General features: G+C 71.7%; 15 protein-coding genes. 4 read left to right on the forward strand and 11 right to left on the reverse strand.

Annotation, left to right across the window (positions count from 1 at the left end; genetic code table 11):
* Positions 1–15: 15 nt before the first annotated feature.
* The gene (locus tag BKD26_RS25820; protein WP_084902624.1) at positions 16–471 is read right to left on the reverse strand and encodes an archease; all 456 of its coding nucleotides are present in this window, start codon (positions 469–471) and stop codon (positions 16–18) included.
* A gap of 155 nt (positions 472–626) precedes the next feature.
* Between BKD26_RS25820 and BKD26_RS25825 the strand changes: the two genes are divergently transcribed.
* Positions 627–821, forward strand: coding sequence for a hypothetical protein (locus BKD26_RS25825; protein WP_073758831.1), 195 nt, complete (start codon positions 627–629; stop codon positions 819–821).
* Between the two features lie 17 nt (positions 822–838).
* On the opposite strand, the gene BKD26_RS25830 is transcribed toward BKD26_RS25825, so the two are convergent.
* Genes BKD26_RS25830 through BKD26_RS25845 form a run of 4 tightly spaced genes read right to left on the reverse strand, consistent with a single transcriptional unit; the run spans position 839 to position 4,676 of the window.
* Complete coding sequence (locus tag BKD26_RS25830) at positions 839–1,297, reverse strand: MaoC family dehydratase (RefSeq protein WP_084902626.1); 459 nt, start codon at positions 1,295–1,297, stop codon at positions 839–841.
* 10 nt (positions 1,298–1,307) lie between these two features.
* On the reverse strand, positions 1,308–2,855 hold the full coding sequence (locus BKD26_RS25835) for a long-chain fatty acid--CoA ligase (RefSeq protein ID WP_084902629.1): 1,548 nt from the start codon (positions 2,853–2,855) through the stop codon (positions 1,308–1,310).
* A gap of 11 nt (positions 2,856–2,866) precedes the next feature.
* Positions 2,867–3,754, reverse strand: a complete 888-nt coding sequence (locus BKD26_RS25840) for an amidohydrolase family protein (RefSeq protein ID WP_084902631.1) — start codon at positions 3,752–3,754, stop codon at positions 2,867–2,869.
* A 1-nt stretch (position 3,755) separates the two neighbouring features.
* A complete protein-coding gene (locus BKD26_RS25845; protein ID WP_277622416.1) occupies positions 3,756–4,676 on the reverse strand; it encodes an SDR family NAD(P)-dependent oxidoreductase in 921 nt (306 codons plus the stop codon).
* 177 nt (positions 4,677–4,853) lie between these two features.
* Here BKD26_RS25845 and BKD26_RS25850 point away from each other — a divergent pair, with 177 nt between their 5' ends.
* Positions 4,854–5,312 (forward strand): MarR family transcriptional regulator, encoded by a 459-nt coding sequence (locus tag BKD26_RS25850; RefSeq protein WP_241518851.1) that lies wholly within the window; start codon positions 4,854–4,856, stop codon positions 5,310–5,312.
* Between the two features lie 75 nt (positions 5,313–5,387).
* On the opposite strand, the gene BKD26_RS25855 is transcribed toward BKD26_RS25850, so the two are convergent.
* Positions 5,388–5,849 carry a DUF3237 domain-containing protein gene (locus BKD26_RS25855; protein WP_084902634.1) on the reverse strand — a complete coding sequence of 154 codons (462 nt, stop codon included), beginning with the start codon at positions 5,847–5,849 and terminating at the stop codon, positions 5,388–5,390.
* 439 nt (positions 5,850–6,288) lie between these two features.
* Here BKD26_RS25855 and BKD26_RS25860 point away from each other — a divergent pair, with 439 nt between their 5' ends.
* Positions 6,289–7,935: an ABC transporter substrate-binding protein gene (locus tag BKD26_RS25860; protein ID WP_084902636.1), complete on the forward strand. Its 1,647-nt coding sequence runs from the start codon at positions 6,289–6,291 to the stop codon at positions 7,933–7,935.
* Positions 7,936–7,967: 32 nt separating this feature from the next.
* Positions 7,968–9,419: an amidase gene (locus BKD26_RS25865; protein ID WP_084902639.1), complete on the forward strand. Its 1,452-nt coding sequence runs from the start codon at positions 7,968–7,970 to the stop codon at positions 9,417–9,419.
* 849 nt (positions 9,420–10,268) lie between these two features.
* Here the strand turns inward: BKD26_RS25865 and BKD26_RS25870 are convergent.
* Genes BKD26_RS25870 through BKD26_RS25890 form a run of 5 tightly spaced genes read right to left on the reverse strand, consistent with a single transcriptional unit; the run spans position 10,269 to position 15,543 of the window.
* Positions 10,269–11,057: an ATP-binding cassette domain-containing protein gene (locus BKD26_RS25870; RefSeq protein ID WP_084902642.1), complete on the reverse strand. Its 789-nt coding sequence runs from the start codon at positions 11,055–11,057 to the stop codon at positions 10,269–10,271.
* Entirely contained in the window at positions 11,050–12,045 is a 996-nt protein-coding gene (locus BKD26_RS25875) for an ABC transporter ATP-binding protein (protein WP_084902644.1), read from the reverse strand. Before BKD26_RS25875 ends, BKD26_RS25870 begins: the two co-directional genes overlap by 8 nt.
* On the reverse strand, positions 12,042–12,902 hold the full coding sequence (locus BKD26_RS25880) for an ABC transporter permease (RefSeq protein WP_084902647.1): 861 nt from the start codon (positions 12,900–12,902) through the stop codon (positions 12,042–12,044). Before BKD26_RS25880 ends, BKD26_RS25875 begins: the two co-directional genes overlap by 4 nt.
* Complete coding sequence (locus BKD26_RS25885; RefSeq protein WP_084902649.1) at positions 12,899–13,852, reverse strand: ABC transporter permease; 954 nt, start codon at positions 13,850–13,852, stop codon at positions 12,899–12,901. Before BKD26_RS25885 ends, BKD26_RS25880 begins: the two co-directional genes overlap by 4 nt.
* Positions 13,849–15,543, reverse strand: coding sequence for a CocE/NonD family hydrolase (locus tag BKD26_RS25890; protein ID WP_084902652.1), 1,695 nt, complete (start codon positions 15,541–15,543; stop codon positions 13,849–13,851). Before BKD26_RS25890 ends, BKD26_RS25885 begins: the two co-directional genes overlap by 4 nt.
* Between the last annotated feature and the right edge of the window lie 74 nt (positions 15,544–15,617).

Below are 15,617 nucleotides of genomic sequence, written 5' to 3' on the forward strand. Positions count from 1 at the left end.
TTGCCCGCATGGTCCTCAGACGTCGACCGTCACCGCGCACGACCATCCGTACGGATCCGGGGCCAGGTGCAGCTCGTGCCAGGACACGGCCTTGGGCACGGCGCCGGTGATCGGCACGGACCGTACGTCCGTCACCGCCATCCGTACGTCCAGCCCGCCGTCCACCGTCTCCACCTCGACGTCCACCGGCACGTCCCCGTGCACCTCCAGCCGGAAGACGACCTCGTCCAGCAGCGCCGCCAGCAGGTCGTCGTCGCTGCCCTCGGCCACCTGCACCTGCCGTACGGCGGTCGCCCGTACCCCCGAGACGTCCGCGAAGCACTCGACCATCCCGAGCACCGCCTCCACCAGGCACTGCTCACGGCTCCCGCCCCACGCCTCGACGCGTACGTCTGCCGTGTGCGGTACCGCCCGGTGCCCGCTCGCCCCGGGGGTCCGGTCCAGCCTGTCGTCGTCCGTGTCACCGGCCATGACGATCGCGTGCCCTTCTCACCCCACCCGCATGCGTCCGGAGCGCCATCCGTTACGGCACGGGCGGCATGCGTCAGGCCCGAGCGTCGGTCACGGCGGCAGCCGACCGATGCTCCCGGGTCGCGGAGCGGGGAGCATCGTCGTAGACAGGGGGCATGAGCGAGGAGAAGACGTGGTGGCATCCCGGTGAGATCGTTCCGGCCAGCGGGATCTACGAGTGCGACTGCGGCGCGGGGCACCACTGGAGCACGGATGTGAAGGGTCATCGCTTCCCGCCACTGCCGTTCGGGTGTCCGGGCAGCTCGTGGTCGCTGAAGACCGAGGCCCACCCGGACGAGCCGTCCGCGTAGGGGAAGCCGACGAGGCGTCAGGCGTAGTGGCGATAGACCGCCTGGGCCACGCAGGCGGGCTTGTCGCTGCCCTCGACCTCCACCGTGAAGGTCAGCGGCATCTGTACGCCGTTGCCCTTGACCTCCTCCACCGCACCGACGGCGCCGTGCAGGCGCACCTTGGCGCCGACCGGGACGGGGCTGGGGAAGCGGACCTTGTCCAGCCCGTAGTTGACGCTCATGGAGATACCCGTGATCCGCAGCAGCTCGTTGAAGAGCGGGATGATCAGCGACAGGGTCAGGTAGCCGTGGGCGATGGGTCCGCCGAAGGGGCCTTCCTTGGCCTTCTCCGGGTCGGTGTGGATCCACTGGTGGTCATCGGTGGCGTCGGCGAAGGTGTTCACCCGGTCCTGGGTGATCTCCCGCCAGGCGGTGCGGCCGAGGTCGGCTCCGCTCAGGGACGTGAGCTGGTCGAGGCCATGGGCTGTGGTGGGCATGGGGTTCCTTTCAGGGGTGGGCCGGGTCGGTGGGACCGTCGGCGTAGGTGGCGCGCAGGGCGGGTTTGACGATCTTTCCGGAGGCCGTACGGGGAAGGGCGTCGGCGAAGACGACCGACTTCGGGATCTTGTACTTGGCGAGCCTGCCGTGCAGGTGGCCGAGGACGTCGGGTGCGTCGGCGGCGCGGAATCCGGGCTTCAGGACCACGACCGCGCGGCCCACTTCGCCCCAGACCTCGTCGGCCACACCGATGACCGCGCATTCGCCGACGGCGGGGTGGCTCAGGATCACGTCCTCGACCTCGGCCGGGTAGACGTTCTCCCCGCCCGAGACGAACATGTCCTTGACCCGGTCGACGATGTAGGCGTACCCGTCCGCGTCCGTCCTGGCGACGTCGCCGGTGCGCAGCCAGCCGTCGTCGGTGAAGGCGTCAGCGGTGTCGTCCGGCCGGCCCCAGTAGCCCGGCATGACGTTGGGGCCGGAGACGAGGATCTCGCCGCTCTCGCCCGGTGCGGCGGCACGGCCGTCGGGCAGCACCACACGGGTGTCGGTGAAGAAGTGCGGCACGCCCGCGGAGCCCGCCTTGGCCGAGGTGTGCTCGCGGTCCAGGTAGAGGACCCCGGGGGAGGCCTCGGTCATGCCGTAGCCCTGGCTGAAGGCCAGGCCGCGCGCCAGGTACGTGGCGATGGTGCGCGCCGGGACCGGTGCGCCGCCGCAGTTGAGGGTGCGGAGGCTGGACAGGTCGGTGTCCGCCCACCGGGGCCTGGCGGCCATGGCGTCGTACATGGTGGGAACGCCGAACATGTACGTCACGCGCTCGGCTTCGATGAGCCCCAGGACGCGGTCGGCGTCGAACGCGCCGAGCAGCACCACGCGCCCGCCCTTGAGGAGCGTCGGCAGGCAGGTCATGTTGAGCCCGGCGGTGTGGAACAGCGGGGCGACGACCAGGGTGACCTCGTCACCGGCCAGGTCGATGTCGACCAGGACGTTGACGCTGTTCCAGACGATGTTGGCATGGGAGAGGACGGCGCCCTTGGGACGGCCGGTGGTCCCGGAGGTGTACATGATCATGCATGGGTCGTCCGGGGCGACGGCCTCGTCCAGCGGCTCCGTCCCACCGTCGGCGAGCAGTTCCTCGTAGCCGAGGACACCGGTCCCCGGATCCCCGAGGGCGACGCGGTGGCGCACGCCCGCCTCCGCGGCGGCCGCGGCCGCGACCTCGGACGACTCCTGGGCATGGACCAGGACGGCGCTGCCCGAGTCGGAGAGGTTGTACGCCAGCTCCGGCGCGGCCAGCCGGGTGTTGAGCGGGACGAAGACCGCCCCGAGCACACCGGCCGCGAACAGCGTTTCGAGGAAGGCCGGGTGGTTGGGGCCCAGGTACGCGACCCGGTCGCCCTGGCCCGTACCCAGGGCGCGCAGGGCGTGTGCCAGGCGCAGCACCCGCTGGTGCAGCTCCCGGTACGTCCACGTACGGCCCTCGTGGACGACGGCGATCCGGTCCGGGGTCTTGCGGGCCCGGCGGGCCGGCCAGGAACCGATGCCTTGGTTCAACACGGCGACCCCTTTCAGTCCTTGAGGAGGCCGAGAAGGCGGGCGGCGTTTTCCTTCAGGATCTTCGGCCGGACCTCCGGCTTGATGTCGAGCTTCTCGAAGTCGGCGAGCCACCGGTCGGGGGTGATGACGGGGTAGTCGGAGCCGAAGAGGACCTTGTCCTGAAGCAGGGAGTTGGCATACCGCACCAGCTGCGGCGGGAAGTACTTCGGCGACCAGCCGGACAGGTCGATGTACACGTACGGCTTGTGGGTGGCGACGGCCAGCGCCTCGTCCTGCCACGGGAAGGACGGGTGGGCCAGGATGATCCGCAGCTGCGGGAAGTCCACGGCGACGTCGTCGATCAGCATGGGGTTGGAGTACTTCAGCCGGATGCCACCGCCACCGGGGACGCCCGCTCCGATGCCGGTCTGGCCGGTGTGGAACAGCGCGGGTACGCCGAGCTCCTCGATGGCTTCGTACAGCGGGTAGGCGAGCCGGTCGTCGGGCGAGAAGGCCTGGATGCTGGGGTGGAACTTGAAGCCGCGTACGCCGTACTCCTCCACCAGGCGGCGGGCCTCGCGCACTCCCGCCCGGCCCTTGTGGGGGTCGATGCTGGCGAAGGGGATGAGGACGTCGGGGTGGGCGGCGCAGCTCTCGGCGATCTCCTCGTTGGAGATGCGCGGGTGACCGGTGGCGTGTTCGGCGTCCACGGTGAACACCACGGCGGCCATGCGGCGTTCGCGGTAGTGGGCGGCCATCTCCTCGATGGTGGGCTGCCGGTGGCCGTGGGACTTGAAGTACTCCTCGGAGGCGCCGAACAGCTCTGGGCTCAAGGACCCGTGGCCGTCCTTGGAGACCTCCGCATGGGTGTGCATGTCGATGGCGGTCAGGTGCGTGAGGTCGAGCGCGAGGTCGCTCATCTCAGGCCTCCGGTGCCTTGGGCGCCGGGATGCCGTAGGTCTCCGGCTCGGCGCCGACGCCGTCGTACCACTGCGCCGCGATCGCGCCGGCGCTCCAGCCGCCGTCGGCGAAGGCCACCGCCTTCTCCTTGGGGTGCGCCCACAGGGCCAGCCGGTCGCCGCCGATGCCGATGGCCTGTCCGGTGACGTCCTTGGCGGCGTCGGAGGCCAGGAAGGTGATCAGCGCGGCGACGTCCTCGACCGTGCCCAGGCCTTCGTCCTTGCGCAGCCAGTCCGGCAGCGGCGCGCCGGTGCGCTCGGCCTCGGCGATGACCGGCGCGAAGGCCGGGATGGTCTTGGTCATCTCGGTGGCCGCGACCGGCACGACGGCGTTGACGGTGATGCCGGCCTTGGCCAGTTCCATGGCCCAGGTACGCGCCATGGCGACGATGCCGGCCTTGGCGGCGGCGTAGTTGGTCTGGCCGAAGTTGCCCCGCTGCCCGGCCGGCGACGATATGAGGACGATCCGGCCACCGGTCCCCTGCTCCCGCATCCGGACCGCGGCCGCCCGGGCGCAGGTGAAGGTGCCGCGCAGGTGCACCTTGATCACGGCGTCGAAGTCCTCGTCCGTCATCTTCCACAGCACGCGGTCGCGGAGGATGCCGGCGTTGGTGACGAGCACGTCCAGGCGTCCGAACTCCCGTACCGCCGTGTCCACCAGCTGCTCGGCCGCCGCGGTGTCGCCGACCGCGGCCACGACACCGGTGGCCTTGCCGCCCTCGGCGGTGATGGCGGCGACCGCGTCGTCGACCGAGTCGCGGTCGACGTCGTTGACGACGACCGAGGCTCCGGCGGCGGCCAGCGCGCGGGCGTAACCGAGCCCGAGCCCCCGTCCGCTTCCGGTCACGACCGCGACTTTGCCGTGCAGATCCATGGTGTGCACCTCTCTGGTGGTGTCTCGGGGGAAGGCCCGGTCGTGCAGCGGCGCGGGGCAGCCGGCCACCCAGCGATCGACAGGAATCCTGATGGTTTGGAGTGTGCTCGATACTCAGGATTCCTGTCAATGGCCTAGGGTGGGCGCGTCATCGAGGGCTGGTCGGCAGTACGTGGAGGCGTGAACGTGGAGGCAGTGGCGGAGTCCGGGACGGGGGGAGGGGCGAGCGCGGGCGGCCCTTCACTGCTCTATCTGGTCAAGCGGACGGAGCTGGCCGTACGCGCACGCCTTGAGGAGCTGCTCAAGCCCGCCGGCATCACGGCACTGCAGTACACGGCCCTCACCGTCCTGGAACGGCACGACGGCCTGTCCGCCGCGCAGCTCGCCCGGGACTCCTTCGTCACGGCCCAGTCCATGGCCGACATGGTCCGCACGCTGGAGAACCGTGGCCTGATCCGCCGCGAGCCCCACCCCCGCAACCGGCGCGAGAAGGTCGTCCTGCTCGCCGATGCCGGCCGCCGGCTGCTGGCCGAGTACGCCGAGCCGGCACGGCGGCTCGAGGAGCGTATGGTCCTGGACTTCGACGAGGAGGAGAGCGCCCGGTTCCGCGACTGCCTGAACCGTGCCTACCGCGCGCTGTCCTGACGCGGGCGGCGCCTGCCGGTGGCCGGTGCCGCCGGTGGCGCGGTGGATGTCCCACCGGCCACCGGCGGCGCCGTCCTACTGGAGCGCGTACATGCGAATGGCGACGACGTCCTCCCCCTCGGGGCGGGCGAGCCCCACGAAGACCGTCTCGGCGAGCCACCGGTGAGCGGGCGCGTCCGTCCGGAAGGTGGGGGAGGTCCGGTAGTAGTGCCCGGCCTCCGAGACCTGCAGGTCGCCGTCGTACTGGTCCGGGCAGTCGGACTTGGGCCGGTAGTAGCCCCGGTTGACGATGTCGATCACCGCACCGTCGTCGGCCTGGATCAGGTAGCGCGCGTCCAGCTCGCACACCTCGCCCCGGGTGCTGCTCCAGTCGCCGCCGCCCGCCAGCACCTTTCCGCGCAGCAGCGGACCTTCCACGCTGCCTCCGACGATGGGGGTGAATTCGGTGACCTCTCCGTCGCCGTGACCGATGTGGAGTGTCTCGGCGACCTGGGCGCGGATCTCGAACGCGAAGGTGAGAGCGGGTGTGAAGGACACGGTGGGTCTCCGTTTCGTGGGTGGGGTACGTCGTGCCCGCCGGCGGCGGGACGCGCCGGGGCAGGGGCGTCGTTCGACGCGTCGGCCCGCCGGCCGTGGGTCGGGGAATCGCCGCTGCTCGGAGGCGGCCGGGCAGCGCGGCCGCCGCGATCGTCGTGGCCGGGCGCGGCAGCGGGGAAGCTGCGGTGGCGCGCGCACGGCGGCGGTGTGGACGGAGAAGCTACCGGCCTCTGCGCCGTTGTGTCACCCCCCGGCCGTGTCGCACTGCCGGATCTGCCGAGAAGACGGCTCAGGGTCTTGACGCGTTTGCCCGCCGGATGCAAGCGTGACATGCAACAACGTTATATGACGTTCGTTTATGAAGGCTTGCCGCCATCCCCACGCCTCGACGGCGAGCGCTCCCCTCCCTTCCCCTCTCCCTCGGCAAGGAGCATCAGCCATGGCTGCAAGAAGACAGGTGCTGACGGTGCTCATCAGCGTGGGTGTGCTGGCCACGACGTCCTGCACCTCCACGTCCAACGGATCCGGCGGCGCGCCCCGCCCCGCTCGGCTCACCACCACCACAACGCCCGGTACCGGCGCGGTGGACCGGGTCACCTGGGCACTGCCCTACGGCGAGCCCACCACCCTGGACCCCGCGAAGGTCGGTGACTACTCGCCCCAGACGGTCGAAGCGAACCTCTGCGACACACTGACGCGGATGAACGCGGACTTCTCCCTGAGCCCCGGCCTGGCCCGGAAGGTGACCTGGACGGACAACCGCACCCTGGTGCTCGACCTCCGGGCGGACGTGACGTTCTGGGACGGCTCCCGCATGACGCCCGAGGACGTGATCCACAGCCTGGAACGGCAGACCGACCCCAAGACGCAGGCGCTGTACGGGAACTACCTCGCCGCGGTGACGTCGATCAAGGCCACCGGCCCGCACCAGGTGACCCTGCGCACCAGGACGTACGACCAGACCCTCCCCAAAGCCCTGTCGACGTCCTTCGGCGCGGTCAGCCGGAAGGCGTACGCCCAGAAGGCGGGCGCCGCCTACGGCACCGCCAAGGGCGGACTCATGTGCACCGGGCCGTTCAAGCTGGCCTCCTGGAAGTCCGGCCACAGCATCACCCTCGAACGCAACGACGCCTACTGGGACGCCCGGCTCAAGCCCAAGGTCGGCAAGCTTGTCTTCACCTTCATCACCAACAGCAACACACTGACCAGCGCCCTCCTCTCCGGCGAAGTGGACGGCACCTACGAACTGCCGCCCAGCAGCGCCACCGCGCTCGCCAGGGCCAGCAACGGCGACACCTACCTCGGCCCGTCCACCCAGAACGTCCTGCTGGTGCCGGGCAGCGCCAAGTCCCCCGCCGCGGACCGCCGGCTCCTGGACGCCCTGTCGCTCTCCCTGGACCGGACCGCACTGATCAAGAACGTGTTCGGCGGCGACGCCACGCCCCTGAAGTCGCTCGTCCCGCCCCTCACCTGGCGCGGCGACAAGGCGGCCGACCGGTACGACGCCGCCTACGCGGCACTGCCGGCCGCACCCGAGCCCGACCTGGAGCGGGCCAGGAAACTGATGGACCAGGTCGGCCCCGTGTCACGGCCCCTGGTGGCGGCGATCCCGGCGGGTGACCAGAAGGGACTGCAGACGCTCACGTTCCTCCAGGCCGCCGCCAAGAAGCTCGGGGTCGACATACAGCTCCGGCTGCTGCAGCCCACCGAGATGTCCTCGCTCTTCTACGACCCCTCCATCCGGCAGGGCATCGACCTGATCCTCACCTTCGGGTACGTCGGCATGCCCGACCCCGCGGCGTACGTGGCGGAAATGGTCACCCCGCGCGGATTGTTCAACTGGACCGGCTACGACAACCCCGCCGTGACCCGGCTCCTCCAGCAGGCCCGTACGTCCTCCGACCCCCAGGTCTCGGCCAAGGCCTTCGGCGAAGCCCAGGCCCTCTTCACCCCCACCGTCCCGGTGATCTACCTCGCCGCCACCCACGAACGGATGTACATGAACAAGCGCATCAGCGGCGCGCCCACCTCCTTCGCCTACATGGGCATGCCGTGGGCCGCGTACCTCGGCGGCACCGCGAAGTGACCCGCGCACCCCTCACCCCTCAGGAGACGACGATGAGCACCAGCAGCCCGGGCGAGAAGCCGCTGTGGGACCACTCCGCCGCCGAACTGGCAGCCGGCATCCGCGGCAAGGCCTTCTCCGCCACCGAGGTCGCGCGGGCGTTCCTCCAGCGGATCGACGAGACCAACCCGGCCGTCAACGCCCTCGTGGACATCCGCCCGGAGGAGGCACTCGCCCAGGCCGCGGCGGCGGACGCGAAGGTCGCCGCCGGTGAGCCGCTGGAACCGCTGCACGGCGTACCGGTCTCCATCAAGATCAACACCTCGCAGCGCGGATACGCCAGCTCCCACGGCATCCCGGAATGGGCCGGCGCCGTCGCCGGGGACGACGCGGCGTGCGTCGCCGCCCTGCGCCGGGCGGGCGCGAACCTCATGGGCCGCAGCAACAGCCCCGCCTTCGCCGTACGGTGGTTCACCGGCAACGACCTGCACGGCAGGACGCTCAACCCGTGGAGCAGCGCCCACACCCCCGGCGGGTCCTCCGGCGGCGCCGCCGCCGCGGTCGCGTCCGGGATGGTGCCCATCGCCCAGGGCAACGACATCGGCGGTTCCATCCGGTTCCCGGCCTACTGCTGCGGCGCCGTCGGCCTCCGGCCCACGGTGGGCCTCGTCTCCGCCACCGAGCCGGCCCAGGGAGGGGAGTTCGACGCCCCCCTCTCCTTCCAGACCATGGCGGTGCACGGACCGCTGGGCTGGACGGTCGACGATGTCCGACTGGGCCTGCACGCCATGGTGACCCCCGACCTCCAGGACCCGGTCGGCCTCCCGGTGCGCCCGCCGCTCGGCGAGCCGCGCCCGGTGAAGGTCGCCGTCGTCCGCGACGCCGGACTGGCCAAGCCGCACCCGGCCGTGGAGGCGGCCATCGACAGCGCGGCCGCCTGGCTCGGCGAAGCCGGCTACGAGGTGGAGGAGGTCGAGCTGCCGCTGCTCGGCGAGGCCGCGCGGCTGTGGTCGCTGCTGCTCTACGAGGAGCTGCGCACGATGATGCCGGAGATCGAACGCTTCGGCGACGACACGGTGCGGCTCTCGCTCGCCTCGTCGTTCGCCGCGGCCACCGAGCACTGGGGCGAGCGGCCCACGCTGGAGGCGTACATCAAGGGCTACGCGCGGCGCGGCACCCTCATCACCCGGCTCCAGCAGTACCTCGGCGACGACCGGATCCTGCTGACGCCCGTGTCGGCCGAGCCCCCGTTCGAACAGGACGCGGACCTGGCCGGCGACGCCCGCGTACGCGAACTGCTCGCCGCGCAGTGGCCCATGCAGGCCGTCCCGGTGCTCGGCTTCCCGGCGATCTCGGTACCGACCGGCCTCCGGGACGGGCTCCCGTCCGGCGTACAGCTGATCGGCGGACGGTACCGCGAGAACCTGCTGCTCCACGCGGCCACGGCGATCGAGGCCCGCGCCGAGCGCACCCGGCCGCCACTGGCGCCGTCCGGCGCCGCCTGAGCCGGGGCACCGGCTGCGGCACGCGTACGCGCCCCCTCGCCGGCCCTCGGGGCCCGCGAGGGGGCGCGACCGCGTTCCTCCGGAAGGCGTCTGCCGGCCTGCTCGCACGGCCCGGGCATGGGGAGGTGCCCCCTTGGGGACGCACACCCCATGTTCGTGATCCCCCGTACATCGGCATCGGCCTCGGAGCGGGCCCGGCGACGATTCCCGGCCGACGGGTATGCGCCCCCTGCGCGGCCTGCTCAGCCCGCGAGGACCGGCCGACCTGCGCGAGGAAGCGGCGCGACTGGAGAGGATCGCGCGTCGCCGCGGCTTCGCCATGATGTGCATGGACGGATCGCCGCGCCATATGACGACCCTCGGCGGCCAGGTGATCCAGCGGGAATCCCGGCTCATTCCGGAGGCGTACGCCGACGAGGAACTGCGCGCTCTGCTGTCCGCACGCACCGGGGACGAGATGGCCGGCGTGCCCGAACCGGTCGAGCGGCACGTGCCCAGCATCCTGCACCGCCGGGGCGACCCCCATGGCGCCCACACCGACGACTACCCGTACGCCCTGGTGCTCTTCCTCGAAGCACCCGACGCACCGGACGACGGCGGTCTCCTGGAACACGCGCCCCACGCCGCGTCACCGCGCGACCTCGACGCCCCCTCGGCCCGTGCGGTCCACCACCGACCGGGCGACGCGTACCTGCTGCGCAGCGACACCACCGCACACCCGGTCAGCCCGCTCACACGAACCGGCGTACGCCGTACGGTCGTCACCCTCCGCCCGCGAGCTGTACGCCTGACGCACGACGAGGGCGCTTGTCCGGCCCCCTGTGCCCGGACAAGCGCCCTCGTCGTGCGTCAGGCCGCGGCCTGCTGCGCCCCCCTGCGCGGTTTCCAGCCCGGCTTGGGGATGGAGTCGATCAGGCGGCGCGTGTACGCGTCCCGCGGGTGGTCCAGGACGTCCGCGACCGGGCCGTACTCGACGACCTTCCCGGCCCGCATGACCAGGACTTCGTCGCTGATGTGCCGGACGGCGCCGAGGTCGTGGGTGATGAACAGCAGGGACGTCCCCGTGGTCGCCCGGATGCGGGCGAGCAGGCCCAGGATCTGGGCCTGGATCGACACGTCCAGTGCGGCGATCGCCTCGTCGAGGATCAGCACCCGCGGTTCGGCGGCCAGCGCGCGGGCGATGGCGACGCGTTGGCGCTGGCCGCCCGAGAGGGCCTTGGGCAGGGACGCGGCCTGCCGCTCGTCCAGGCCCACCATGTCGAACAGTTCCGTGACCCGGGCCCGCAGAGCCTCGCCCCGCAGCGGCTGGTGCAGCACGACGGCCTCCGCGACCGCGTCGCACACCCGTTGGCGCCGGTCGAGCGAGGAGTAGGGGTCCTGGAAGACCATCTGGATCTGTCGGCCCCGGGCACGCCGCTCACCCCGCCGGACGCGTCCCGGCCGACGCTCGCTCCCGGCGACCACGATCCGCCCCCCACTGGGCGCCTCCAGCCCGGCGATCATGCGAGCGGTGGTCGTCTTGCCCGATCCCGACTCGCCGACGACCGCCAGTGATCCCTGCTCGGGAAGGTGGAAAGTGACGTCGTCGACGGCGACGAAGCCGCCGAACACCTTGCGCAGGTTCGTTACCTCAAGCATGCGTGCCGGCCTCCTCGGGCGAGTGCGTGTGGGGGAAGTGGCAGGCCGCCGTGGACTCGCCCGAGGAACGCGGTTCGGGCCGCTCGCTGCGGCACAGCTCCCGCGCACCGGGACACCGGTCGCTGAAGGCGCACCCCGGTGGAACCTCGAACCCGGACAGCGGTCTGCCCGCGATGGCCCGCAGCTCGGCGCCGGTGTCGCCGACCGCCGGGCGGGACGCGAGCAGGGCGCGCGTGTACGGGTGACCGGCCCGCGACCGCAGCAGGCCGGCCGGGAGTTCCTCGACCGTCGAACCCGCGTACATCACCACGACCCGGTCGCACACGGCGGCGGCCAGTTCCAGGTCGTGCGTGATGAACAGCATGGCGAGCCCGCGCGCTTCCCGGGCCTCGCCGATGATGGCCATCACCTCCTCCTGCGTCGTCACGTCCAGCGCGGTGGTCGGCTCGTCGGCGAGCAGCAGCCGGGGTTCGGCGGCCAGCGCGGCGGCGATCATGACGCGTTGCAGCAGGCCGCCCGACAGCTCGTGCGGCCGCTGCCTCATGCGCCGTTCGGCGTCGCCGATACCGACCTCCCGCAGGATCCCGGCCACCTTGGCGACGGCCTCGGCGGCGTGAACACCGCGAGCGGTCGTCAGCCCCTCCACCAGGAAGTCGCCGACGCTACGGGCCGGGTTGATGTGCGCCCGTGGGTCCTGGAACACCATGGCGACGTCGCCGGCACGGAACGTACGCAGCCGTTCCCGGGACATGCCGGGCACGGACTCGCCGGCGAACAGCAGCTCGCCGCGCATCCGGGCGCCCTGGGGCAGCAGGCGCAGAATCGAACGGGCCGTCAGGGACTTGCCCGATCCCGACTCGCCGACCAGGGCGACGGCCCGGCCTTCGGCGATGCTCAGGTCCGCGCGGTGGACGACGGTCTTCAGCGTTCCGTCCAGGGGCAGTTCGAGGCTGAGTCCCTCGATGTGCAGCAGGGGGGAGGATGTCATGCGTTTACTCCGAGCAGGCGTCGGGACAGCCCGGTTCCCAGCAGGTTGAACGCGACCACCACCACGAGGATGACGAGACCCGCGTACAGCGACTGCTGCGGTTGGCCGGCGAGGATCGAGGGGGCCCCGTTGGCCACCATCAGTCCCCACTCCGGGTCCGGCGGCTGGCTGCCCAGCCCCAGGAACGAGATGGCGGCCACGTCGAGGAGGGCGTACCCGAAGCCGATGGTGGCCTGGACGAGAACGAGGGGCAGCAGGTTCGGCAGCAGGTGCCGCAGCCAGATGCGGGCGGTGGGCGCCCCGAGGAGCTGGAGCGCCGAGACGTACGGCAGGTTGCGTTCCTTGAGCGCGGCCGACCGCACCACCCGGGTGATCAGCGGGAGGTACGCGATCGACAGCGCCACCACCGGGGCGGTGAGCCCGGCTCCGAAGACGGCGGCGGCGAGCACCGCCATGATCAGGCCGGGGAACCCGAACACGACGTCCAGGGCGCCGGAGACGAACCGGTCGAGCCACCCCCCGGCCCAGGCGGCGGTCAGCGCGAGCAGCGTGCCGAGCGTGGTGGAGATCAGGATCACCAGCGCCGGGGCCGCCAGGCTGGAACGCGTACCGCAGATGAGCCTGGACAGGATGTCGCGTCCGGTGTCGTCCGTGCCCAGCAGGTGCGCCCCGGAGGGCCCGGCGTTGACGCCCAGCGGGTCGACGGCGTTGGGGTCGTACGGGGCGACCAGCGGGCCCAGCGCGGCCAGCAGGACGAACAGGGCCACCACACCGCCGGCGGCGAGCGTCACACGGTCGCGCGGGCGCCCGGCCGCGGCCTTGGCGCGCGGGGTACGGCTCAGCAAGGCGATGCTCATGAGGCACCCTTCCGCGCGGCCGCCCGGGGATCGAGCGCCGCGCTGACCAGGTCGACGACGGTGTTGATGACGACGAACACGACCACGAAGATCAGGGACACGGCCTGAACCACGGCCATGTCCTGCTTCGACGCCGCCTCGATCATGAGGGCGCCCAGACCGCCGGTCCCGAACGCCTGCTCGGCGACGGCGGCGGTGGCGATGAGGCCCGCGATGCCCACGCCGGACACCGCGCACACGGGGCCGGACGCGTTGTGCAGTACGTGCCGTCTGATGACGGTCCGTTCGGGTACGCCCCGGCTGCGGGCGGTCTCCACATGCTCCGAGCGCATCTCCGCGCGCACCGCCGTCCGGGTCACCTGGGCGACGTAACCGATCCACGTCACCGCCAGCGCGAGCGCGGGCAGTGTCAGGTGCGACAGGGTGCCGGTGAAGCCCTCGCCGGAGCCGTACACCGGGAACCATGGCAGCTGGACGGCGAACACCCAGATGAGCAGGACCGACATGATGAACGTCGGCACCGCCATCGCGCCCGCCGTGAGCGTCGTGGCCAGCGTCTCGGTCCGCCCGCCGCGCAGTGCGGCGACCGTGCCGATGAGCGTGCCGGCGAGGAGGACCAGCACGGAGGCGTACGCCACCAGCGCGACGGTGTCGCCCACGCGGTCGCCTATGAGGCCCGCGACGGAGTCGCGGTAGACCAGGGACTTGCCGAAGTCACCCTGGACGAAGCTGCTCAGCCAGTGCCAGTAGCCCGCGAGGAACGGATCGTCCAGGTGGTACTCGCGGTGGATCTGCTCCAGCACCTCCGGGTCGGGGTTGCGGCTGCCGCCGACGAGCAGCGTGGCGGGGTCGCCGGGGGTGAGGAACATGGCGCCGTAGATGGCCAGGCTGGAGGCGAGGACGGTCACCACGAGCGTGCCCAGCCGGGTGGCGACGAACCGGAGTGTCATGGCCGGTCACCCCCGGTGGCGCTGTCGGGCAGGACGGTGAGGCGCAGGCGTGAGGGGTGGGCGCGGCCGGTGCGCAGCGTCTGGAGGCTCGCCTTGGGGGTGACGGTCAGCCACGGGTTCTCGGTGGAGCCGGAGTTGGGCAGGTGGTTGGGGAAGTCGCTGCTGGTGATCATCAGCGCGAGCCGGTGGCCCGGGCGCAGCCGGTAGCCGGTGTGGCCCAGCGCGATCTCCGCCTCGCCCGCGCCGTCGGCCGTGTCCATCTGCGCACAGCCCCGGACGATCAGCCGTGCGGTGCCGTCCGGGGCGAGGTCGAGGAGCCTGACGAATACATCGAACGTGGGCGCGGTGCTGTCGACGTGGAGCACCGCGTGCACGGGCCCGGCGAGGTCGAGCGGCGTGCCGGACGCCGGGCCGGTGAAGACCAGGACGTCGTCCCGGTCGGCCGTGGGGCGCTCGTCCGGGTGGTCGCGCAGCAGCATGAAGGTGTTCTCGGTGGCGGAGGGTACGAGGTCGTCCGGGTCGTACCGCCATTCCACGGATCCCTTGCCCGATGACGGCGCGGCGTCGAGGCGCCCGCCCGGCACCGGGCCGGTCGCCGCTGCCGGTTCCCCCAGGTACAGGTCGACCGGCGTCGCCTCCGGCGGCGGCCAGGCCGTCGCCGTACGCCAGCCGACGTGCCCGAGCTTCCACCGCACCCGCGGCAGCGACTCGGGCCGGGCGCTGCCCTCGAGGAAGACGTCGAAGAACTCCAGCGCGGGACCGGTGTAGGAGTCCAGCATGGTGTCGAGAGCGGCCTCGTCGGCCATGTGGTCGGTGCCCGGGGTCACCGGGGCGTTCTCGAGGAAGTAGTTCTCGTGGTCCGTCGTGTCGGCGACCAGGTACTGCACCGCCGACCAGCCGGGGCGCCGGGCCAGTTCGGTGTAGTCGCGCATGTGGGCGATGCCGAGGTTGTCGAACCAGCCCACGCAGTGCAGCACCGGTACCGGACGGGCGTCGTAGGGGTGCGGTCCGTTGTACGGGGGCAGCGGGATGCCGCCGACGATCAGGTCGAAGCCCGCCGACCGCTTGCCGATGGCCGCGAAGGCCTGTTCGTACGCGGCGATCAGCGGACGCGTGGTGAGGTCGGCCTCGTACTCGTAGCTGTCGTTGTCGATCCAGTGGTGCGCCTGGTAGTCGGCGCCCTCCAGCCACAGCGGCTGCCGGCCGGCCCCGGTGTCGTAACTCGCCACTCCGGGGCCGTTGCTGGTGCAGGTCACCCGGGGCACGATCGCCCGGAGGGCGGGGTGCTGGCCGGCGACCGCCGACCACTGGGTGAAGCCGTAGTACGAGTCGCCGAACATGCCCACGAGGCCGTTGGACCACGGCTGGTGCGTCACCCACTCGATGGTGTCGTACCCGTCGTCCACCTCGCCGGTCCAGCCCAGAGTCTCGCCCTGCGAGCGGAACTTGCCCCGGACGTCCTGGACCACCATCACGTAACCGCGTGCCGTGAACCGCTCCGCCACCTTCTCGAAGAAGACGTAACGGCTGTTCTTGTCGTACGGCAGGCGGACGAGCACGGTCGGGGCGGGGTCGGGGCGGGCGCCGTAGACGTCGGTGGCCAGCAGCACTCCGTCCCGCATGCGCACCATGTGCTGCTGCGCCTGCGGGGGGACGGGCTGGGGGGTGACGCGCTCGACGGCAAGGCTCATGGGCCCTCCACAGAGAAGAAACGCTGAGAAAACAACGTGATATAACAACGTTGCATCTGAGTGTCCGCACCGTC

The sequence above is a fragment of the Streptomyces sp. CB03238 genome (assembly GCF_002099185.1).
In the GTDB taxonomy this organism is placed as follows: Bacteria; Actinomycetota; Actinomycetes; order Streptomycetales; family Streptomycetaceae; genus Streptomyces.